The following is a 20,208-nucleotide window of genomic DNA, read 5'->3' as shown; positions in this document are numbered from 1 at the left end:
GTTTTATTTTTTCTATTAGAAAAACTTCAAAATAATAAAATAGGTCGAAACAGACAATATAGAAAACAAAGTACATCCTAAAACAATTACTTTCATTCCTTTATCCTTAATGGTTTTAAAATTTACCATAAGTCCCATACTAATCATGGCCATAAGAATAAACCAACTACTAACCCTCGTAAATAGGTTTACTAAAAATCCTGGTAAAATACCTAATGAAGATATTATTCCTGCTACAATAAAGTACAATACATACATGGGGAAACTTGCTCTTTTTCCTTCTCCTGATCGGTTAAAAACAATTCCTAAAATAATAGATACAGGTACTAACATAAGTACTCTTGCCATTTTTACAAAAGTACCAATCTCTCCTGATCCTTCTCTTGCAAAAGCTGCTGCCAATGCATGGGCTACCCCCTGCAAAGAAATCCCTGACCAAATACCATATTGAATATCTGTCATGGGAGAAACTACCGAAATAGCAGAGTAAGCTAGAACCCCTATAGCTCCTAAGAAAGATATAATAGATACAGCAAGTACTGAATCTTCTTCTTTTGCATCTATACAAGGTGTTAGAGCTACAATTGCCGATGCGCCACAAATACTTGATCCTACCCCAATTAAAGTTGCTAGTTTTGTATCTGTTTTAAATACTTTTCCCAATAGATTTACAAAAACCAAAACACTACAAACAACAGCTATTACCATAAATAATACACGAGGTCCTAAATTAGCTATTGCAGAAAAGTTTAGCTTAAACCCTAAAAGTACGATTCCTACCTTCAATAATTTTTTAAGAGAAAATTTCACCCCTGGATTAAAGCTTTCCTTCACGCCAAGTGTATTTTTAATCACCATCCCTAGTACAATCCCAATGGTTAATGCCTCTAATTGAAGGATAGGAGACATCCATTCATTAAGCAACTTTGATATTGCACCTATCATAAAAACGAAAATAAGTCCTGATATATATTTTTTCATTATTTCCACCTCCTGCCTTTAGGATAGCAGAAATTATCTATTATTAAAAATTATAATTTTTAATATAACTATAATATAATATTATAGTTATAAATAGTCCAATATACTTAACTATGATTCATTTGATCCTATATATTGTATCTCTCTATAAACCTTCAATAGAAAACTTTATAAATTCCTCAATAAAAGTGCACTTTTCCCCTTTTCTCCAAACAAAATTAAACTCTCTTTCAATCATAAGCTCTTCTATATTTACAATAAATAAGCTTTTTTCTTCTACCTCCTTTTGAATGGCTTCTCTAGAAATAATACTATATCCTAAATTCCATTTCACTAAAGACTTTATGGCAGTAATATCTCCTATCTCCATAAATATCTTATATATGTCCTTACTATATCCTTTTGACTTCAAATAATTTTCTGTAATCGTTCTCGTTCCTGATCCTACTTCTCGCAGAATCAAATTTTCATTGAATACTTCTCCTAATTTTATTTCTTCTCTTTTTGCAAAGGGATGAAAGGATGAAAAAACAGGCACTAATTCATCTTTTTTTAATAATGTATAATCATATTTTTCTTTGTTAAAAAGCCCCTCTACCAAAGCTAAATCTAATTCTCCATCCTTTAACTTATTCAATATATTTTCTGTATTCCCAACCTCTAAGATTACTTCTTGATTTGGAAAATCCATTTTATATTTCCCTAGAATATCTGGAATCAAATAAGCTCCAATGGTTTTTGTTGCACCCAGCTTATATCTTTTAATGATATTGCTTTGATTTTTTAAAATATTGGTTACTTGTCTTTCCATGGCTAACATCTTTTGAATATGCTCATAAAGAATTTTTCCTTCTTCCGTTAAAGATGTTTTTCTGCCTTCTTTTTTGATTAAGGAAACGCCATACATTTCCTCTAAGTATTTAATATGTTGTGAGACTGCTGGTTGGGTGATATTCAATTTTTCTGCTGTTTTTGTAAAGCTTTTCACTTGTGCTAAGGTGTAAAAAGTATTTTTTCTACTACTAAACATATTTAATCTCCTTTTCTCAACTCAAACCAAAATTCTACACCTTCATCTCTATTCAAAACACCAAATTTACTATGATGAAGTTTAAGAATCTCCCTTACAATAGATAGTCCAAGTCCTGTTCCCCCATATTCTCTACTTCTTGCTTTATCAATCTTATAAAAACTATCCCAAATTTTTTTCATTTCTTCTTCTTCTATAAGCTCTCCTGTATTGTATATTCCAACGCTTACCATTTCATCACTGCTATTTATGCGAATAGTTATATTTTTTTCTCCTCCTATATGATCTATTCCATTATTTATAAAATTCATTAAGACCTGCTCTATTTTTGAACCTTCTCCTATTACTTTAAAATTCTTTCCTTCTTTTTGTACTACTGCATGGATATTTTTATCTTTAAAGATAGGTTGATATTTCTTATAAACTTTTTCAATGAGTTCATCCATCAAAAAAGGTTCCATTTGCAACGTAGTGTTTCCAGATTCTAGCTTTGATAAAGCCAATAAATCCTTTACCATTTTTCCCATTTTTTCTGCTTCATCCATAATCACTTCACAATAAAAGTTTTTACTATCCTCATCTTCTGCTACATTTTCACTTAATCCTTCTGCATATCCTTGAATAAGAGCTATAGGTGTTTTAAGTTCATGAGAAACACTAGAGATAAATTCTTTCCGCATCAAATCGATCTTTCTTTCCTTCTCTATATCTTCTCTCAACTTTTCATTGGCTGTATTCAACTCTGATATAGTAGCATCTAGCTGATCGGATAAATAATTCATTGTTTCTCCAAGCTGACCGATTTCATCTTGATCTTGTATTTTATATTTTTTGCTAAAGTCTAGCATCGCCATGAACTTTGCAACTCTATTTAGCTCTACTATTGGTTTTGTAAATCTTTTTGAAAACCACAGGGCTAAGATTATTCCTACTGCCAAAGCAATTAATCCTATATAAATATGAAATTTCTTTGCAATTTCTACACTTTCTTTAATAGCACCAATAGAAGTCTCAAGTATTAAAATATTATTTCCTTCAAAGGCAAAGGCATGTACTAAAAATTTCACCTTGAATTTGGGATGTTCAAAGGTTTCTAACACCTTTTTTCCAGCTAAAACCTCTTCGATTCCTTTGTTAGACAAGGGAATCCCCATTCCCATTTTTCCGAAGCCATTTCCTCCTCTACCTTGAAATGATGTATGATATAAAGTCTCTCCATCTGCTGAAACTATGATAATGCTTCCACCTAATGTATTTTCTATTCTTCCCAATTCATCACTTATATCCTCTACATCATTTTTAAAGCTTTTTTCAATCTCTTTCCCATATTGGATAAGAAGATCTTCTTTTTTTTCTAAATAATACGTTTCCAAATATTTTGTGTTTAATATCCAAGATAAACCTACGATCATGCATGTAAAAAAGGTGAGAACAATAAATAATTTTATCCTTATAGAATTTTTCATTTTTTCACCTCAAATCTATATCCAACACCCCTTACAGTTTGAATAAGATTGCTCTGCTCATGAAGTTTTATCCTAAGCCTTTTAATATGTGTATCCACAGTTCGTAAATCTCCATAATAATCATATCCCCACACCCCATCTAAAATCTGTTCTCTGCTCAATGCCTTTCCTTGATGATTTGCTAAAAAAATTAGGAGTTCATATTCTTTAGGCGTTATTTCTATTTCTTTTTCATAGAGTATAACTCGATGGGCATTTGTATCAATTTTTAAACTATCGAAAACCATAATTCCCTGTTCTTTTGTCTGTTTTCTCTTTAATAACGCTTTTACTCTTGCTACTAAGACTTTTGGTCGAAAAGGCTTTGTCACATATTCGTCTGCTCCCAATTCAAACCCAAATAATTCATCAGACTCTTCACTTCTTGCTGTAAGAATGACAATAGGTGTATTAGACACTTTTCTTATTTCTCTACAAACCGTCCAACCATCAATTTTCGGCATCATAATATCCAAAATGACCAAATCTATATCCTCTTTTTCAAAGAATCTAAGTCCTTCTTTTCCATCTTCCGCTTCTAGTACATGATAACCTTCTCTTTTTAAATAATCTCCTACAAGTCTTCTCATTCTGCTTTCATCTTCAACAATTAGAATTTTTTCTTGCTCCATCCGTCTCACCCCTCAAACCCATTTATTTTTATTATACACAAATTTGATAATAACTTATAAGTGCAATACCATACGGTTAGGTATAACTATATATTAAATTTAAATATATTAAAATAATATAGATGCCCTGTAAAGGAACATCTATATTATTCTAAAATTAATTCACATATATTATTTAACATTACTTACTTCAATATATATCCAATTATTTCAACTTATTTTCTATATGAAAAGGTAAATAAAAAGAGCAGAAGAATAAGCTCTGCTCCTTTTAAGTTTAATTATGATTGAGTTGGAGTACTTATACAAGCTCCCATTCCTCGACCTCTACCTCTACCAGATCCATCTTTTGCACCTCTTCCTTGGCCAAAACCTTGTCCTTGACCAAAGCCAATACCTAATCGTTCATTCTTGTCTCTATTTTCTCCTACAGTAGTACAATCCTTCATTCTATCTGTAATAATTTTTTTATATTCTTCTCCTTTTTCTTTTGTAAATCTTCCGCTCTTTACAAGCGTATCAATTCTCTCTAGCTTAACCTTCAACAACTCCTCTACTGAAAGATTTTGTGTGGATAATCTCATTCCATTTCCTCTTCCATAAGTATCATTACTTGTTTGTGTATCCCCCTCAGCAGCAAATGCAAAACTTATACTCCCTACCACCAAAAGTGCTCCTAACATTAGCGTCATCATTCTTTTTTTCATATACACTCATCTCCTTTTTTTATTTTTATTTCCTTTGATGAGTTTATTATATCCATCCAATGTGACAATTCTGTGACAATTATAAGTATTTCACGTGAAACTATTCAGTTAATTCTTTTACCCTTTTTATGAGCTTGTCTCCAATACGCTTATTTATTGTTCTTAAATTCTCATAATATTGATTCATATTTCCATTATAATCTAACGTCTGCTTAAATAAAATCATTTCTAATGTTTCTCTAACTTTATGAATGCTTATATCCTTCATAGGATCTCCCTGATCATCATTCATTAAATAAACCATGGTCATACTCAAACTCTCTATGACTTTTTCTTCATCAAAATCCTTTTTAAGACTTTTAGAAAAATCCTGTGGGTTTATAAAAGAAATCTCCTTTTCTCTCTCTCCTATATGTTCCATTAAATTTTTAGTGTACCCAATAATACATCCTTTTCCTTCACATTTTTTACAAGTATCCTCTCCTAAACAAATCTCATCAACGCTTTCTTTGATTTTATGAGTATATTCATAAAGGGTTATGGCCGTTTCTTTAAAAGTAGATAATTCACCTTGTTTTCTTAGCTTTAAAGTAGGTTTTAATAGCAGATATGTACTCACCATAATCACACTAAAAAATATGCTTATATTCGCAGGAGTTAGATATTCCTTTGGCAGTGTGCTATACAATTTTCCTATACCGAAAATCATAAATATCCCTGCTGCAATTAATTTCATTGCAAATTCTGGAACCTTCTCACCAATTTTACTTCCTACAAAAATACCCAATGCACTGGTTAATACCATTCCTGTGACAGTTCCCAACAAAACAAATACTGGAAAATGTGCATCTACAGATAAAGTAATGGCTGTAAGTTGTGTCTTATCTCCAAGCTCTCCAATAAAAAAAGCTAAAGCAACTGTTAAAACGGGGCCAAAATTTTTTCCCTTATTTTCTTCATCCTCATCTTCATCCATCTTCAATGTCCAAAGGGCAAAACCAATAAATAAAAATCCTGCAATCATTTGAATGGTCTCTATGGGAATCAAATTAGATAAATAAGATCCTAAAGCTACAGCAATACCATGGTTTAAAAGGGAACCTATAAATACTCCTACTAATACTTCATACACCTTAAATCTTGTTGCAAAAGCCATAGCCAGAATCTGTGTTTTATCTCCCATCTCTGCTATGAATATTAAAAATAGTGATTTGATCATTTCTTGAAACATTTTTCGTCCTCCTTTTTATCAACTAAAAAAGCGAAACCCATAGTTTAATAAAGCTATGTAAAAATAGCTTTATTAAACTATAAGTCTCGCCCCTTTAAATACTAAAGCAAATAGAACCAGGTATTTTCACCATTATGTTGATTCATATTTATGGGAACTTCCCATGACTACTCCCTTATAGCTTACTTTTACAAATGTTACTATAGCATATATTTATATTTATTTCAACGTTAACACCTATGTAACTATTGAAAATTTCCTTCTCATTTTATATTAGATTGAAATGGTTTTTCTAAATGATTAAAAATAATATCTGGAAAAATACATGAAAACATCTCAAGTATTGAATAAATCATCCATTCTATTATACTACTAGCCATTTTATCATCTCCTAAATTTTAGGATAGCACAGCTTTATATTTATTTCAATATTTACAACTGTAAAAATAAGTAAATAAAGATTCCATGTTGTCATCTTCTACTTATATTCTATGAATTTATAAAACAATATAAACATAAAACATATTTTTATTTAAATGATTTTTATTATCTTATAATAATTTTTATCATCTAGTGGAATACTATTTTATTTGCATAATTTTCTTTCATTTTTCACAAACTATTCTTGTACTATTCAAGGAGGTGAACTACTCATGCAAGGAAACAATAGCATTGGATGTAATGTAACTGAATGTCGTCATCACGCAAAATCTATGCCTCAATGTACCCTTAATCACATCGAAGTTGTAAAACACGAAGCAACTGCTACATGCAAAGAATGTACAGATTGTGGAAGTTTTGAAAAAGAATGATAAATTAAAGTCCTCACATAGTGAGGGCTTATTTTATTTAAAAATTTTTAAATATTTTTGCAGATTTCTACAAATTATGACAATCATATGCAATAAAATAGAATAAATCACATTTTTAATATTATTATTCATCGTTTCATATATAATAATAATCAATAAATCTTTCCCAAGGAGTGGCCATTATGAAATATACATTTACTGATCTCATAGATCTTAAACAATTTCAAAGACTTATGGAGTCTTTTTACAACATCTCAAAAGTTCCTTACACACTTCTTGATCTTGATGGAAATATTTTAAGTAGTATAGGGTGGCAAGATATTTGTACAAAATTTCATAGAATCAATCCGAAAAGTGCTTCAAGATGTAAAAAAAGCGATTTGTCCATTAAAGACAGATTCAATCCTGTAGAAAAATATGGTATTTATCAATGTGAAAATGGATTAATGGATGCTTTTATTCCTGTTATTGTTAAAGATGAGCATATTGCTACTCTGGTTTTGGGTCAGTTTTTTTTAAGTCATCCTGATATAGCGTATTTTCGCAAACAGGCACAAACCTTCAATTTTGACGAAAGTGCATATCTTAAATCACTATCACGTGTCCCTATTATTACTAAAGAACAGTTACAATCTTATATAGATTATTATGTTCAAATATCTACTATTCTTTCTAGCATGATTTCGAAAGAGTTGAAAAAAAGAGAATCTGAATCTTTATTAAAAAATCATAATGCCAATCTTGAAAAAATAGTTACATCACGAACTGCCCAATTAACAGCTATGAATATAAAACTTGAGGAAGATATCCAAAAACGTAAAAGTATCGAAAAAAATCTTAAGGAAAGTGAAGAAAGATATAGACTCCTCATAGATCTTTGTCCTTATGGCATTAGTGTACGGAATAAAGATACTATATTGTTTGCCAATACAACAGCAGCAAAATATTTTGGCTTTGAAAATCCAAAAGAAATCATTGGAAAGAAAATGCATGAATTATTTGTCCCACATCCAGACTATCGTCCATCATTTAAAGAAAACTTAAAAAAAATAGATAGAACAGGTTCTATAGATTTAACAGAAGAAAAATTCATAAGAACAATTGATGGTAACACTTTATACATGGAAACTGTTTCTTCCTTCATTCCTTATAATGAAAATACTGAAATTCTAGTGGTTTTTAGAGATATTTCAGAGAGAAAAAAAATAGTAAATCTACAAAAAGAAGTGGAAGAAAAAGAAAAGAGATTAAAAGAAACTATTGAGTTTGATCTACTACGAACTGAATTTTTTGCAAACCTATCCCATGAAATTAAAACACCTATTAATCTTATTTCTAGTGTTGTTCAATTATTAGAATTAGAAATGAAAAATAATGAAATATTTCTTGATACCTCTATGTATCAACGCCTAAATATTTTAAAACAAAACTCTAATAGATTATTAAAGCTAACCAATAACTTGATAGATGTAACTAAAATAGATTCTGGTTATTTGAAATTGAATTTACAAAACTGCAATATCATAAGTGTCATTGAAAATATTACAATGTCTGTTGCAGAGTATATAAAAAACAATCATATAGAGCTTTTATTTGATACAAATACAGAAGAACTTATCACAGCAGTAGACCTTAATGCTATTGAAAGAATTCTATTAAATCTATTATCTAATGCAGTAAAATTCATAAAAGAAAACGGCAAAATAATGGTGCATATGGACGCTTCTGAAAAAGAAATCATCCTATCGGTAAAAGACACAGGTGTGGGTATTCCAAAGGACAAATTAGAATTAATATTTGATCCATTCAGACAAGTGGATAAATCTCTTACAAGAAATCATGAAGGAAGTGGTATGGGGTTATCCCTTGTAAAATCACTAGTACACATGCATGGTGGTAAGATTATAGCAAAAAGTGAATATGGACAGGGCAGTGAATTTATCATAACCCTTCCAGTAAAAAAGATCCCTGTTCATGGAGATACAATAAAAAATTATGACTTAGATTATTCCAAAGCCACTCATACAGAAATAATCAATATTGAATTTTCAGATATATATTCCTCGTAAAGATGTAAAAAAAGAGCCCACACCTTAGGCTCTTTTTTTTTATCTATATATGAGGTTTTTAATGGGACTTTCATCATTTAAAAAAGATAGTTTTAATTCCTTCCAAAAAACTTTTTTTAATTCTCTTTTGCTTTTTACAGACTTTTGAATAAATAAATTCTTATAAATCTTATCTGCTTTCATATTTCCTGTTATAACTCTGCTATTGTTTCTTAATCTTTTATACATAGACATATTAACCACCATCTTCATTTCTCCTTTCAAATTCAAATAAATATACGATTTTTATACAATTTGAATTTGATTAGGTGGTTCTGGAAAGTGCCCATAAGAAACAAATTTTAATAATCTAATATGATTATCCGAATACATATCATCTAACGCGGAAGGAATCAATGTGGTTAATCCATCAACTAATTTATTCATTCTTACGAGCCTCCTTTCCATAAATAAATAAAGCCCTGTCAAAAGACAGGGCAAAATATACTTCATATAATTTTATATGCGAAGTTCTACTTTATTCCTTGCCTTCCCACCGAAGGTAGTCACATACACAATAGGCAGGTCTCCTGACTCATGAATCTTCCTATTCCCTCCATCCTTCCCATTTTCACAGTGAATTATTTGAGGTTTCGTCATCATTTACAGTAGCGGGGGCTGTGTCGGATTTTCACCGCACTTCCCTATTAAACCTTAGAAAAGGTACCTAATGCAATTTCCATATTTAATTCTAGATTATTATATCATTACATTTCAAAACCGTCAATATAGATTTTATATTTTAAATCTTTCTATAAACTATTTATTCATCTATTTAAATTCTTTATTTATTTTCTTTTTCATAATCAATATCTTTTCATTTTGTAAATCTCTTTTCTCCTTTGAAATATTTAATTCAAAACAATTTTTTATTTTTACAGGAAGATTACTAAATAGATAAATCTTATCCCCTAAAAGTAGCGCTTCATCAACATCATGAGTTACAAAAATAACCGTTCGCAAATCCTCCATCCACAATTTAACAAAAGCATGAATGAGTACTTCTTTCGTCTTTATGTCTAACCCCTTAAAAGGCTCATCCATCAACAAAATATCGGAGGGATAAGCAAAAGCTCTAGCGATAGCCACTCTTTGCATCATCCCACCACTAAGATCTTTTGGATAATAATCTTCAAAGCCTTCAAGATTTACCATATTTAAATACTTCAATACAATTTTTTTTCTTTCTTCCTTTGGATAAATATCTTTTAGTATAAATTCAATATTTCCCCATACGCTTTTCCAAGGGAGAAGTCTTGGTTCCTGAAAAAGATAACCCATTGCATTTTGATCAAATCCTATAAACTCTCCCGCTTCCCCTTTAACGATTCCACTCATCATATTTAACAAAGTAGTTTTACCACATCCTGATGGCCCTAAAATGCAACTAATTTTTTGTTTAGGTATACTCATATTAAAATCTTCAAATACCATAAGATTTTTATATTTTTTATATAACTTCTGAATTTTAAGGGTCATTTCAACCTCTCCATTTAATCATCTTTTGTTCTATAATTCTTATGATTTTTTCAAATATAAAGCTTAAAAATACAGCAATAACTGTCCATGCAAGGACATTTTCTGTTTCAATATAAACCTTTGAATTATAAAGACTTGTCCCTATAGCAAATGTTGGCTGACTTAAAACTTCCGCTGCAATAACAGCCTTCCATCCTATTCCCATCGCAGTAGAAATTCCTGCCATAAAATAAGAAGCAATGGCTGGTAAATAAATTTCTACTATCACTCTATATTTTTTCACATGATATATTTTTGCCATCTCTAAAAACTTCCTATCTACATTTTTTATTCCTTCAGAAACATTGACACATATGATAGGAAAAGCAACTAAAAAACTAACAAAAATAGGTACATCATCTGTTTTAAACCATATGAGTGCAAGGATAATAATAGACATAACAGGAGTAGACTTAATAACAACTAAAATAGGTTCCATTAACTTTTCTAAAAACAAATTGCTTCCTGTTAATAGTCCTACTCCTAACCCTAAAGTACAAGATAAAAAAAATCCTATACATCCTCTTTTTATAGTCATCATAACTATTTTAAAAAAAGCTTCAGACTTTATAAGAAGAAACATCGCTTTACAGGTAACTTCAGGAGAAGGAAGAATCATCTCCGAATCAATTATTTCGGAGATGATTTTCCAAGTAAATGTCAAAATCAATATGGATAAAATGGTTGGAAATTTATTTTTGATTATAGTAAAAATTTTCATCAGGAAGTTTTCCTCCCACATCTTTTGGTGAAAAATCATAAAGTAATTCCAAAAATTTTTCTACAGTTTTTTGTGACTCTTTTGCATCCTTAAAAACAATATTGCATCTTGGAATAGCTAATTCAGCCATTTTAGCTTTCATGCCAATACCATGTTTTTCGACTAATTTCCCAGCTTCTGACGTGTTTTCATTTACCCAATGAATACTTTTTTCATATTCTGCTAAAAAGTTTTTTACAACTTCCGGATTTTTTTGTGCAAATTCTTCCCTTACAACTAAACACCCTTGTACTAAACCTGCACCTGCTCCTAATACATTTTTCCATTCATCTTGAATATTCATCACAATTTTTGCATTTTTATTTTTCATACTAACCATTGTTACAAATGGCTCAGGAAGTACTGATATATCTACTTTTCCAGCAGCCATAGCCTGTGCAAGTTCAGCATGAGATAATGTATAATCTAGCGTCACATCTTTTTCTGGATCTAATCCATTCTTTTTTAACAAATATTTAAATACCACATCCGGGTTTGACCCTTTTGTAATCATATTAATCTTCTTCCCTTTTAAATCATCCCACCGAGTTATCTCTTCCCCTTGAGTCATTACATACAAAACCCCTAAGGTATTCACAGCAGCTAATTTGTAACCTGCCCCTTTATTATAAAGCTTTGCAGCTACATTAGTAGGAAGAGCTGCAAAATCAACTTCTTTTGATAGAAGCTTTGAAACTAATAAATTAGGTGTGCCTGCAACTTCATACGCTGAATCTATGTTTTCTCCTAATATAGGTTTTTCCTCAAACATTTTTATCATACCAATAGAAGTAGGACCCTTAAGTCCTGCAATCTTTACAACTTCTTTTTCTATCACTTTTTCCTGTTTTACATTTTCATCTGTAGCTTCTTCTTTTGAACATCCTATAACACTAAAAAGTAATAAAAAAATCATCATGAAAGATAATAATTTTTTCATGTAAACACTCCTCCCTATCCAATTCACAAAACATTTTTCCACTATCTATTATATAAATCAGTATAACATACTTTATCTTTTAAATGTATAGAGCTAATCTTGCCCATTATTTTGTTTTTTTACTTTTATTTACACTCATCTTTTAAAATTTTTACTTGCTCAATATTCACCCAAACTTCTTCTCCTACTTCATATTGTTCCTTATTACTCGTTTGTACCATTAAATTTTTGTTTTCTACCTGTATCCTATACTCAATCATATTTCCTCTATAAAATGTTTTTATAATCACACCTTTACACATTCCTTGATCTTTTTGCAGAAAAATATCCTCTGGTCTAATGGATAAAATTATTTCTTTTCCATACTCTTTTATTTCATCTTTATTTTCTATAAAAACATTTTTAAATAATTCTAAACAACTGTATTTATCACGTCTATTCACATAATTGTAGATAATATTTGCCTTTCCAATAAATTTTGCTACAAATTCCGTTTTAGGATTTTCATAAATCTCCTCAGGCGTACCTATTTGAATAAGATTTCCTCCATTCATCACTGCAATTCTATCAGATATACCCATAGCTTCATATTGATCATGTGTAACATGTATGATTGTAATATTCATATCCTTTTGTATTCTCTTTATTTCATACTGCATCTCTTCTCTTAATTTTGCATCTAAATTAGATAAAGGCTCATCTAACAATAAGATCTTTGGATTCATTACTAATGCTCTTGCTAATGCTACTCTTTGCTGCTCTCCTCCACTTAATTCATGGGGGTAACACCTTTCTTTCCCCACTAATCGTACAATACTTACCACTTTTGCTACTTCATTTTTAATCCTATCCTTACATTCTTTTTTTATCCTTAATGGATAAGCAATATTCTCAAAAACATTTTTATGGGGCCACAGGGCATAATTTTGAAAAACCAGTCCTATTTGTCTTTTTTCTGGCAATTTAAAATAGTCCTTTGAAGATACCAATTCATCTGCAATAGTAATTTCTCCATCATCCACCTTTTCTAGCCCTGCAATACAAGATAGGAGTGTACTCTTTCCACATCCACTTGGCCCAACAATAGTCAACATTTCTCCCTTATAAATATCTAAATCTAAGGCATTGATAGCCATAACTTTTCCATATCTCTTGGATAATTTTCTTATTGTTGCTTGGATCATTTTTCTACCTCCATCTTTAAACCTTTAACTTTTTTGAGTAAGACATGCCCAATAATAGTCATCCCTATAATTACTACTGCCAGCGTTGATGTCATTTCCAATCCATAAGAATTAGATTTAAGCCCAAAAAGCATCACACCTATCGTCTCCGTTCCTGGTGAATAGAGCAAAAGGGAAATAGGGATTTCTCTTAATGCTATTAAAAAGGCTAAAATCCATCCTGACCGAAGGCCTGGCATAATCATCGGTAAAGTAATATCTTTGAAGACCCTAATATTAGAAGCCCCACACATTCTTCCTGCTTTTTCAATAAAAACATCCTGATTTTGAATAAGTCCACTGACATTTTTTATAATAATAGGCAAAAACAATGCTATATAAGTCACTATAATAATCCATCGTGTACCATATAATTTAAAAGGTGGATGCATCCATGCAAGGGTTGCAGCAACAGCCAAAACCATATTAGGAAACGCCATTGGCCAAGTTACAATAAATTCTACTAATTTTCTTCCGTTTAAATCTGTTTTATTAGAAATATATGAAACAACCCCTCCTACCCCTGCAGCAATACTTGCTCCAATACATCCATAAAAAATACTATTTTTAAAGGCACCTCTAGTTAACTGATTTTTAAATAACAAAACTACATAATTATTTAAAGTTAAATGATCTAATGTAAGTGTCAATCCCCATCTCTTTAAAAAAGAAGATGTTACAATCACTATTAATGGAATGATTGTCGTAATACTTTGAAATAAAATGACAAAAAATACAATACTATTTTTCCATTTTCCTAATGGGATAAGCTTTGCCTTTTGTGCGTTTGCTGTCATAGTTGTAAATCTTCTCTTTCTCATTAAGACATTGTTCATAAAAAAAACAATTCCAGAAAAAATAACTAAGATAACAGAAATTGCTATAGCAAGCTGTAAATCTAAGTTCGTCAACCCACTATATATTCTCGTTGTCAATACCTCTTCTCCTACTGGCAATGCTAATACTGCAGCAACCCCGAAGTTTGCCATAGTACGACTAAATACTAATAATCCTATAGCTATAAAGCTAGGTATCGTTAAAGGTAATGTGATAGTAATAACTGCTTTTAATCTACTAGCACCACTCATAACTGCCGCATCCTCTAAAGAAGGATCCGTCTTTCCTAAGGCGTTGGCTATTGCCATAAATACTAATGGATATAGATGAATAGACATGACAAGGATTACAGCTTCTAAAGAATAAGGAATAAATCTATATTCATAAATTCCAAATATATTTCTTAAAATACGATTCCAATAACCATTTCTTCCAAAGAATTCTATCCATGAAATAGCAATGACATAGGATGGCATCATAAAAGTTAAAAAAGCTAACTTTTTTATTGCCTCTTTATAAACATAATCTGTTCTTGTCACTAACCAAGCTAAAGTACCACCAAATAAACTTGTCAATAAAGTAACCCCTAAAGAAACATAAATCGTATTTCCTATAGCTTTATAGGTCTCTTGATCTTTTAAAATTCTTATATATACATCTAAAGTAATACGTCCCTCATTCATCAAGCTTTTTATCAATAATACTAAAAAAGGATATAAAACAAATAAACTTATGAGGATCCCTATCATAAATAGAATTACGGTCTGAGATTCAGACCGTAATTTTATAAAAACACTTTTCATAAAGTAGCTACTTTCCTTGCATGATTTCTCTGAATCCATCTCGTAATTCCTCTTCATGTTCACTAGCATATCCCCAATCCACTGGCATAACTTTTATATCTTCTGGCACTCCTATAGGTAATGGTATATCTTTTCTCACGCTAACAAATCCAAAATTCGCTGTAATCATTTGTGCTTTTTTAGATAAGATAAAATCAACAAATTCTTCAGCTATTTTTTTATTGCTATCAGGTCTTTTTTGATTTTTTATAATTGCAATAGGTCTTTGGATAGCTAATGCGCCTTCTTCTGGCCAAGCTAATGCTAAAGGTGTTTCATATCCATCTTTTTTTGCTTTTTTCTGTAACCTTAACACCCCATCATGCGGTGCAATCCCCACATCAAATTCTCCTTCTGAAATTTTTGAAGGTACTTCTCCATTTTTCTTTGTTAAGAATAAATGATTTTCATGCATCACTTTTAAATAGTCCCAATTATTTCCGCTCATTTGATAAATTGCTGAAGTCAATGCTAATGCAGTAGAAGATTGATTGGCATCTGCCATCACCATAACCCCATCCCACTTCTTATCCTTTAAATCTGAAAAAGCTTTAGGAATACTTTCTTTTTCTATATGATCTTTATTATAAATAATCACACCATATCTCTCGTTTACCAAAGTATAATAGCCATCGCCTATTTTGTATTCAGATTTAATTGCGTCATATTCTTTTGGTAAATAATTCTCAAGAGCCCCTTCCTTTGTTAAGACCCTATACATTAATGGATCAGAACCCCAAACTACATCTGCTTGAATTTGACCAGCTTCTTTTTCTGTCCACACCTTCTGACGAAGTGGGCCACAACCCATATGTAATAAATCTAATACATCTCCTCTTTGTGCTTCAAACTCTTCTTCTAATTTTTTTATCATAGGCTCTGACCCTGATAAATATACAGTAATCTTTCCTTCTTCTTCACTATAAGCAGATTTTTCTGAAGCAACTGCTTTTTCTATTTTGTCATCTTTCTTTGTTTCTTCTATGTTATTAGCACTGCAAGCTGAAAAAATTATCATCCCTGCTAAAATTAGTATTAATAATAGAAGGGTACTTCTTTTCACTTTTCTATACATCCTCTTTACACTTCCTTTATTATATTTTTTTGATGAAAATTATTCTAAGTTCTCTTAGTTCCCTTAAACGATCTGACCATCCTATTCAAAGATACTATATCTAAATTTTAACTATTTTTTTTAAAGTTGTCAATGATAATGATAATTATTATTGACAAAATAAAATCAATTTGTTATTATAAACGAGAGTGATAATTATTATCAATCAGAAAGGTGGCGTAATAATGCTTCAAAAAGAAAAGAACCCTATTTGCTTCCAACAAAGCAATGATGAATTTATAAAATGGCTTGTTCAAATTTTAGGTCCTGTTATTCTTGGGGCAAAGCCATCAGAAATTTTAAGTTTTCCAAGCCATGACAAAACACTCAATGAAAAAATAAATAAAATCAATCATTATTTTGGAAATTGTAAAAAGATATCATTTAAAATATTTCATTTTAATCATAAAAGTACAAAAATACTTTTCTACAAGCCTGTATCTTTAGATGGGGTCTTGAGAGATTTTAAAAATGCTAAGTTTCTAAAAAGTATAGGTTACCCGAAGGAATACAATTTAGAATTATATCTAAATCATATGATTGAAAAAATCATACAAGGAACAATCCCTGATGAAATAGGACTTTTTCTGGGGTATCCTTTAAAAGATGTCCTTGGATTCATGGGGCACCCTTCCTTAAAACTTACTAAAGTTAACGGTTGGAGAGTTTATGGAGATGCTACCCTGTCAGACAAGACTTATGACGAGTTTTTAAAAGCAAAAGCCCAAATTAAAAATCTTTTAACATTTTGTAGCATGCACAAAATATTATCTTATGCATAAAAAGTCTTCTATAACAATGTTTATCCTTTTCGATTATTTACTCTAATCGGAAATTAAAATAAGAAAATGAAAATAAATAGAAAGAAGGGATTATAATGAAAAAAGTAACTGTAATTTATTGGAGTGGTACTGGAAATACAAAATTAATGGCTGAGGCTGTAGCAGCAGGTGCTGGCAGTGATGCAAAATTATTAAATGTTGAAAATGCAACAAAAGAAGATGTAATGGCTGCTGATGCTATCGCTTTAGGTTGCCCTTCTATGGGTGCTGAAGTTCTAGAAGAAGGAGATATGGAGCCTTTTGTTGAATCTATTGCAGATTGTGTTTCTGGAAAACCAGTTGGTCTATTTGGTTCATACGATTGGGGTGACGGCCAATGGATGAGAGATTGGGGAGAAAGAATGCAAGGGTATGGAGCAAATGTTATGGGTGAAGGCATCATCAATCATCTAACACCTGATGATGAAGGATTAGAAAATTGTAGATCTTTAGGAGAAGATTTAGCAAAATAATATAATACATAGAAAAACCCTTCTACCCCCCTCGGTTTAAGGGTTTTTCTTTTATTTATAATATCTACCATCACATTTATTCTCAACCATCATACTTGCAATAAAAGATGTTAATGGAATAGTAAGAATTAACCCAATACTTCCACACAATGAACGAATAATCTCTGTTGCAATAATCTCTTTACTCACCATTTGAGTAAGGGATAAATCAAAATTATAAAACATCAAAAATAGTGGCATACTTCCTCCAACATAAGCAAGAATAAGGGTATTAACCATGGTTGCCATCACGTCTTTTCCTACTTCAAGACCTGAATGAACAAGTTTTATAAAACCTATAGAAGGAGAATGACTTTTCAATTCGAAAATAACAGATGTAATCGTCATGGCTACATCCATGACAACACCAATAGAACCAATCAAAACGCCACTTAAATAAAGACCTCGAAAATCAATTTCTAGACCTACTTCTCTGATTAAAAAATTAATCTCTTCACTTGCGAGTCCGGTAATGGTACAAAGTTTGGTAAAGATTTGTGCTAGTATGGCAGCTGTAATCGTTCCTCCAACAGTTCCTAAAATTGCAATCATACTCTTTCGTGTAAATCCACTGATCAAAATAAAACTAATTAAAATAATCAATATGCTACAGATTATTGCACCTATAACAGGATTATAACCGTTAACAATCATAGGAATCATTAATTTTAAAATAATTAATCCTGAAATTCCTAATGATACTACAGAAAGTAATCCTCTAATTCTACCAAAAATAATTACAGCGATTAAAAAAATAATCCCTAATAATTTTAAATGATCCTCCCGACAAATATTCATGATACGTGCTTCTATTTGGTTTTGATCATTCTTAACAATACTCACCATTACTTTATTCCCTTTGTGTAAATCAAAATTGTATTGAGAATATTCTATAGTAAAATATTCTGTTGTTATTTCTTTTTCTTTGTAATCCCCTTCTAATATTCTTAGCTTTATAATTTGACTACGAGCTTCCTTATAATTTACTTTTTCTACATGGATTACTTCAGCTTTTACATAAGTATTTTCAAACTCTTCAGCTACAACTATATTTCCAAATAAAATAATCCATACGATAATGAACAAACATTTTTTTCTCATTGTCCCACCTACCTTTTAAAACTAATCCTTAGTTACCTATCCTATCCTATGCTTTTTTTGGGACAATCAGAACAAGAAAGTATATATTTATAAAAATTATCAAATCCTATATATGATAAGTTATTTATACGAAAACAGAAAAGGTGATTATCTTGTATATAATCTATCACGATGTTGGTGGAACACATTCCACTGTCGTTGCAGCCAATATACATCTTCGTCGTCTCCCGATGGATCATATTCCTACGCAATCTGAAATTATTAGTATTCCTCTATTTGACCAATTAGAAAAAAAAGATATAGGAAGACTTATTTATCATGGAAATGACGAGTATAACCATGCTGTCTATACACTAAGTAGAAAAAATGCTTCCCACTTAATCGTAAATACCTTAGAAACAGTCCTTAGTATGATCAATAAAGATAAAAAAGAGATTTTATGTGTAGATACTTCTCCTACAGTAAATTTTCTCATGCGCATTGGTGGAGGAAGTTCTAGAAGACTTGGACTTATATCCTTTGGTAGGCCTATTGTTGCTTATGGCACAATAAAAGCTTATCCTAAAATTATGGATCTTGTAAAAAAAACAAAATTAAAAATAGCACCCTAAAATTCTCCGGTGCTATTTTACAAATTTTACAATTGTCTTTAATACTTTATCTACTTCTTCTCTAGTAACCATCTCTTGATCTCCAATCAAACAATCTTTTGCATGGTCTTCTAAAATGATTAAACCTACCTTATGAACAGAAGCGCGTATAGCTGCAATTTGAAGCAATATATCATCACAAGTTTTTGTATCCTCTTCAATCATCTTCTCTATTCCTGCTATATGCCCCTTTATGGTTCTTAATCTATTGATAATATCTTTTTTTGCATCTTCCTTAGCCATTTCATCATCCCTTCCATAAAAATATCTTCTTTATGCTCATTATATTGTACCATATTGCGTCTCTTTTTCCATATCATAGATTTTTTCTCTTATCAAAATTTATATTTATTCGATTCATATAAACTCCCTATATAAGAAAAGGGGTTGTTTTCACAACCACCTTTATATAAACAAGTTTACATTTGCTTCATCTGCTTCTCCAAGATAACTAGCTACTCCTGCAAACTCTACTCCATCAATAAGCTCCTCTTCACGAATCCCCATTACATCCATAGACATGGTACAAGCAATCATTTTTACACCCATCATCTGTGCACTTTCTATTAATTCTGGTAAAGTATTTACATTCTTCTTTTTCATGATGCTTTTCATCATTTTAGCACCCATTCCTCCAAAATGCATTTTGGAAAGGCCTAGTTTTTCAGCACCTCTTGGCATCATAAATCCAAACATTTTTTCCATGAAATCTTTCTTCACTTTAATTTTTTGTGCTTTTCTTAATGTATTTAATCCCCAAAAGGTAAAGAACATAGTTACTTCACTGCCCATAGCTGCTGCCCCATTAGCAATAATCAAACTTGCCATAACTTTATCCATATCTCCACTGAATACAATAATTGTTTTTTTATCTCCCATACATA

Annotated in this window: 22 protein-coding genes and 1 riboswitch; of the genes, 5 read left to right on the top strand and 17 right to left on the bottom strand. The window is 30.8% G+C overall.

Features of this window, described 5'->3' with window-relative positions; genetic code table 11:
* Window positions 1-15: 15 nt before the first annotated feature.
* The 6 genes from K7H06_RS20700 to K7H06_RS20675 all read right to left on the bottom strand — a co-directional run bounded on the left by K7H06_RS20700 (window position 16) and on the right by K7H06_RS20675 (window position 6,086).
* The gene (locus K7H06_RS20700) at window positions 16-981 is read right to left on the bottom strand and encodes a YeiH family protein (RefSeq protein ID WP_223037887.1); all 966 of its coding nucleotides are present in this window, start codon (window positions 979-981) and stop codon (window positions 16-18) included.
* A 145-nt stretch (window positions 982-1,126) separates the two neighbouring features.
* Complete coding sequence (locus tag K7H06_RS20695) at window positions 1,127-2,011, bottom strand: LysR family transcriptional regulator (protein WP_223037886.1); 885 nt, start codon at window positions 2,009-2,011, stop codon at window positions 1,127-1,129.
* A gap of 2 nt (window positions 2,012-2,013) precedes the next feature.
* Complete coding sequence (locus K7H06_RS20690) at window positions 2,014-3,477, bottom strand: HAMP domain-containing sensor histidine kinase (protein ID WP_223037885.1); 1,464 nt, start codon at window positions 3,475-3,477, stop codon at window positions 2,014-2,016.
* Window positions 3,474-4,148 carry a response regulator transcription factor gene (locus K7H06_RS20685; RefSeq protein ID WP_223037884.1) on the bottom strand — a complete coding sequence of 225 codons (675 nt, stop codon included), beginning with the start codon at window positions 4,146-4,148 and terminating at the stop codon, window positions 3,474-3,476. Before K7H06_RS20685 ends, K7H06_RS20690 begins: the two co-directional genes overlap by 4 nt.
* 281 nt (window positions 4,149-4,429) lie before the next feature.
* A complete protein-coding gene (locus K7H06_RS20680; protein WP_223037883.1) occupies window positions 4,430-4,855 on the bottom strand; it encodes a hypothetical protein in 426 nt (141 codons plus the stop codon).
* A 100-nt stretch (window positions 4,856-4,955) separates the two neighbouring features.
* Window positions 4,956-6,086, bottom strand: a complete 1,131-nt coding sequence (locus tag K7H06_RS20675) for a TMEM165/GDT1 family protein (RefSeq protein ID WP_223037882.1) — start codon at window positions 6,084-6,086, stop codon at window positions 4,956-4,958.
* 653 nt (window positions 6,087-6,739) lie between these two features.
* Here K7H06_RS20675 and K7H06_RS20670 point away from each other — a divergent pair.
* Together K7H06_RS20670 and K7H06_RS20665 are read left to right on the top strand one after the other, a co-directional pair.
* On the top strand, window positions 6,740-6,898 hold the full coding sequence (locus tag K7H06_RS20670) for a DUF1540 domain-containing protein (RefSeq protein WP_223037881.1): 159 nt from the start codon (window positions 6,740-6,742) through the stop codon (window positions 6,896-6,898).
* A gap of 182 nt (window positions 6,899-7,080) precedes the next feature.
* Window positions 7,081-8,967, top strand: a complete 1,887-nt coding sequence (locus tag K7H06_RS20665) for a sensor histidine kinase (RefSeq protein ID WP_223037880.1) — start codon at window positions 7,081-7,083, stop codon at window positions 8,965-8,967.
* Window positions 8,968-9,006: 39 nt separating this feature from the next.
* Here the strand turns inward: K7H06_RS20665 and K7H06_RS20660 are convergent, their stop codons facing one another.
* The 8 genes from K7H06_RS20660 to K7H06_RS20625 all read right to left on the bottom strand — a co-directional run bounded on the left by K7H06_RS20660 (window position 9,007) and on the right by K7H06_RS20625 (window position 16,201).
* Window positions 9,007-9,213, bottom strand: coding sequence for a hypothetical protein (locus K7H06_RS20660; RefSeq protein WP_223037879.1), 207 nt, complete (start codon window positions 9,211-9,213; stop codon window positions 9,007-9,009).
* A gap of 39 nt (window positions 9,214-9,252) precedes the next feature.
* Window positions 9,253-9,393 carry a hypothetical protein gene (locus K7H06_RS20655; RefSeq protein ID WP_223037878.1) on the bottom strand — a complete coding sequence of 47 codons (141 nt, stop codon included), beginning with the start codon at window positions 9,391-9,393 and terminating at the stop codon, window positions 9,253-9,255.
* Between the two features lie 116 nt (window positions 9,394-9,509).
* Window positions 9,510-9,692: riboswitch (cobalamin riboswitch) on the bottom strand.
* A gap of 85 nt (window positions 9,693-9,777) precedes the next feature.
* Entirely contained in the window at window positions 9,778-10,485 is a 708-nt protein-coding gene (locus tag K7H06_RS20650) for an ABC transporter ATP-binding protein (RefSeq protein WP_223037877.1), read from the bottom strand.
* 1 nt (window position 10,486) lies between these two features.
* On the bottom strand, window positions 10,487-11,245 hold the full coding sequence (locus K7H06_RS20645) for an ABC transporter permease (protein WP_223037876.1): 759 nt from the start codon (window positions 11,243-11,245) through the stop codon (window positions 10,487-10,489).
* Window positions 11,217-12,224, bottom strand: coding sequence for an ABC transporter substrate-binding protein (locus K7H06_RS20640; protein ID WP_223037875.1), 1,008 nt, complete (start codon window positions 12,222-12,224; stop codon window positions 11,217-11,219). The genes K7H06_RS20645 and K7H06_RS20640 overlap by 29 nt, the downstream gene beginning before the upstream one ends.
* Before the next feature lie 125 nt (window positions 12,225-12,349).
* Window positions 12,350-13,408: an ABC transporter ATP-binding protein gene (locus K7H06_RS20635; RefSeq protein WP_223037874.1), complete on the bottom strand. Its 1,059-nt coding sequence runs from the start codon at window positions 13,406-13,408 to the stop codon at window positions 12,350-12,352.
* Complete coding sequence (locus tag K7H06_RS20630) at window positions 13,405-15,126, bottom strand: ABC transporter permease (protein WP_223037873.1); 1,722 nt, start codon at window positions 15,124-15,126, stop codon at window positions 13,405-13,407. The genes K7H06_RS20635 and K7H06_RS20630 overlap by 4 nt, the downstream gene beginning before the upstream one ends.
* The gene (locus K7H06_RS20625) at window positions 15,095-16,201 is read right to left on the bottom strand and encodes an ABC transporter substrate-binding protein (RefSeq protein ID WP_223037872.1); all 1,107 of its coding nucleotides are present in this window, start codon (window positions 16,199-16,201) and stop codon (window positions 15,095-15,097) included. Before K7H06_RS20625 ends, K7H06_RS20630 begins: the two co-directional genes overlap by 32 nt.
* Before the next feature lie 224 nt (window positions 16,202-16,425).
* On the opposite strand from K7H06_RS20625, the gene K7H06_RS20620 reads away from it, so the two are divergent.
* Entirely contained in the window at window positions 16,426-17,022 is a 597-nt protein-coding gene (locus K7H06_RS20620; RefSeq protein WP_223037871.1) for a DUF3793 family protein, read from the top strand.
* A gap of 95 nt (window positions 17,023-17,117) precedes the next feature.
* Window positions 17,118-17,534, top strand: coding sequence for a flavodoxin (locus K7H06_RS20615; RefSeq protein ID WP_223037870.1), 417 nt, complete (start codon window positions 17,118-17,120; stop codon window positions 17,532-17,534).
* A 51-nt stretch (window positions 17,535-17,585) separates the two neighbouring features.
* Here K7H06_RS20615 and K7H06_RS20610 read toward each other — a convergent pair whose 3' ends face one another.
* A complete protein-coding gene (locus K7H06_RS20610; RefSeq protein ID WP_223037869.1) occupies window positions 17,586-18,674 on the bottom strand; it encodes a YibE/F family protein in 1,089 nt (362 codons plus the stop codon).
* 152 nt (window positions 18,675-18,826) lie between these two features.
* Between K7H06_RS20610 and K7H06_RS20605 the strand changes: the two genes are divergently transcribed.
* Window positions 18,827-19,285: a DUF3189 family protein gene (locus K7H06_RS20605; protein ID WP_223037868.1), complete on the top strand. Its 459-nt coding sequence runs from the start codon at window positions 18,827-18,829 to the stop codon at window positions 19,283-19,285.
* A 12-nt stretch (window positions 19,286-19,297) separates the two neighbouring features.
* Here K7H06_RS20605 and K7H06_RS20600 read toward each other — a convergent pair whose 3' ends face one another.
* Complete coding sequence (locus K7H06_RS20600) at window positions 19,298-19,567, bottom strand: metal-sensitive transcriptional regulator (RefSeq protein WP_223037867.1); 270 nt, start codon at window positions 19,565-19,567, stop codon at window positions 19,298-19,300.
* Between the two features lie 162 nt (window positions 19,568-19,729).
* Window positions 19,730-20,203, bottom strand: coding sequence for a DsrE/DsrF/DrsH-like family protein (locus tag K7H06_RS20595; RefSeq protein WP_223037866.1), 474 nt, complete (start codon window positions 20,201-20,203; stop codon window positions 19,730-19,732).
* Window positions 20,204-20,208 lie beyond the last annotated feature (5 nt).

It is taken from the genome of Crassaminicella profunda (assembly GCF_019884785.1).
GTDB lineage: Bacteria > Bacillota > Clostridia > Peptostreptococcales > Thermotaleaceae > Crassaminicella > Crassaminicella profunda.
The sequence above is the reverse complement of the archived record's forward strand: the minus strand, read 5'-3'. Positions and strand labels throughout refer to the sequence as shown.

Excerpts from the sequence above, each read along its gene's own strand:
- K7H06_RS20700 (WP_223037887.1), bottom strand. The coding sequence starts at position 981 with ATGAAAAAATATATATCAGGACTTATTTTCGTTTTTATGATAGGTGCA.
- K7H06_RS20695 (WP_223037886.1), bottom strand. The coding sequence starts at position 2,011 with ATGTTTAGTAGTAGAAAAAATACTTTTTACACCTTAGCACAAGTGAAA.
- K7H06_RS20690 (WP_223037885.1), bottom strand. The coding sequence starts at position 3,477 with ATGAAAAATTCTATAAGGATAAAATTATTTATTGTTCTCACCTTTTTT.
- K7H06_RS20685 (WP_223037884.1), bottom strand. The coding sequence starts at position 4,148 with ATGGAGCAAGAAAAAATTCTAATTGTTGAAGATGAAAGCAGAATGAGA.
- K7H06_RS20680 (WP_223037883.1), bottom strand. The coding sequence starts at position 4,855 with ATGAAAAAAAGAATGATGACGCTAATGTTAGGAGCACTTTTGGTGGTA.
- K7H06_RS20675 (WP_223037882.1), bottom strand. The coding sequence starts at position 6,086 with ATGTTTCAAGAAATGATCAAATCACTATTTTTAATATTCATAGCAGAG.
- K7H06_RS20670 (WP_223037881.1), top strand. The coding sequence starts at position 6,740 with ATGCAAGGAAACAATAGCATTGGATGTAATGTAACTGAATGTCGTCAT.
- K7H06_RS20665 (WP_223037880.1), top strand. The coding sequence starts at position 7,081 with ATGAAATATACATTTACTGATCTCATAGATCTTAAACAATTTCAAAGA.
- K7H06_RS20660 (WP_223037879.1), bottom strand. The coding sequence starts at position 9,213 with ATGGTGGTTAATATGTCTATGTATAAAAGATTAAGAAACAATAGCAGA.
- K7H06_RS20655 (WP_223037878.1), bottom strand. The coding sequence starts at position 9,393 with ATGAATAAATTAGTTGATGGATTAACCACATTGATTCCTTCCGCGTTA.
- K7H06_RS20650 (WP_223037877.1), bottom strand. The coding sequence starts at position 10,485 with ATGACCCTTAAAATTCAGAAGTTATATAAAAAATATAAAAATCTTATG.
- K7H06_RS20645 (WP_223037876.1), bottom strand. The coding sequence starts at position 11,245 with ATGAAAATTTTTACTATAATCAAAAATAAATTTCCAACCATTTTATCC.
- K7H06_RS20640 (WP_223037875.1), bottom strand. The coding sequence starts at position 12,224 with ATGAAAAAATTATTATCTTTCATGATGATTTTTTTATTACTTTTTAGT.
- K7H06_RS20635 (WP_223037874.1), bottom strand. The coding sequence starts at position 13,408 with ATGATCCAAGCAACAATAAGAAAATTATCCAAGAGATATGGAAAAGTT.
- K7H06_RS20630 (WP_223037873.1), bottom strand. The coding sequence starts at position 15,126 with ATGGATTCAGAGAAATCATGCAAGGAAAGTAGCTACTTTATGAAAAGT.
- K7H06_RS20625 (WP_223037872.1), bottom strand. The coding sequence starts at position 16,201 with ATGTATAGAAAAGTGAAAAGAAGTACCCTTCTATTATTAATACTAATT.
- K7H06_RS20620 (WP_223037871.1), top strand. The coding sequence starts at position 16,426 with ATGCTTCAAAAAGAAAAGAACCCTATTTGCTTCCAACAAAGCAATGAT.
- K7H06_RS20615 (WP_223037870.1), top strand. The coding sequence starts at position 17,118 with ATGAAAAAAGTAACTGTAATTTATTGGAGTGGTACTGGAAATACAAAA.
- K7H06_RS20610 (WP_223037869.1), bottom strand. The coding sequence starts at position 18,674 with ATGAGAAAAAAATGTTTGTTCATTATCGTATGGATTATTTTATTTGGA.
- K7H06_RS20600 (WP_223037867.1), bottom strand. The coding sequence starts at position 19,567 with ATGGCTAAGGAAGATGCAAAAAAAGATATTATCAATAGATTAAGAACC.
- K7H06_RS20595 (WP_223037866.1), bottom strand. The coding sequence starts at position 20,203 with ATGGGAGATAAAAAAACAATTATTGTATTCAGTGGAGATATGGATAAA.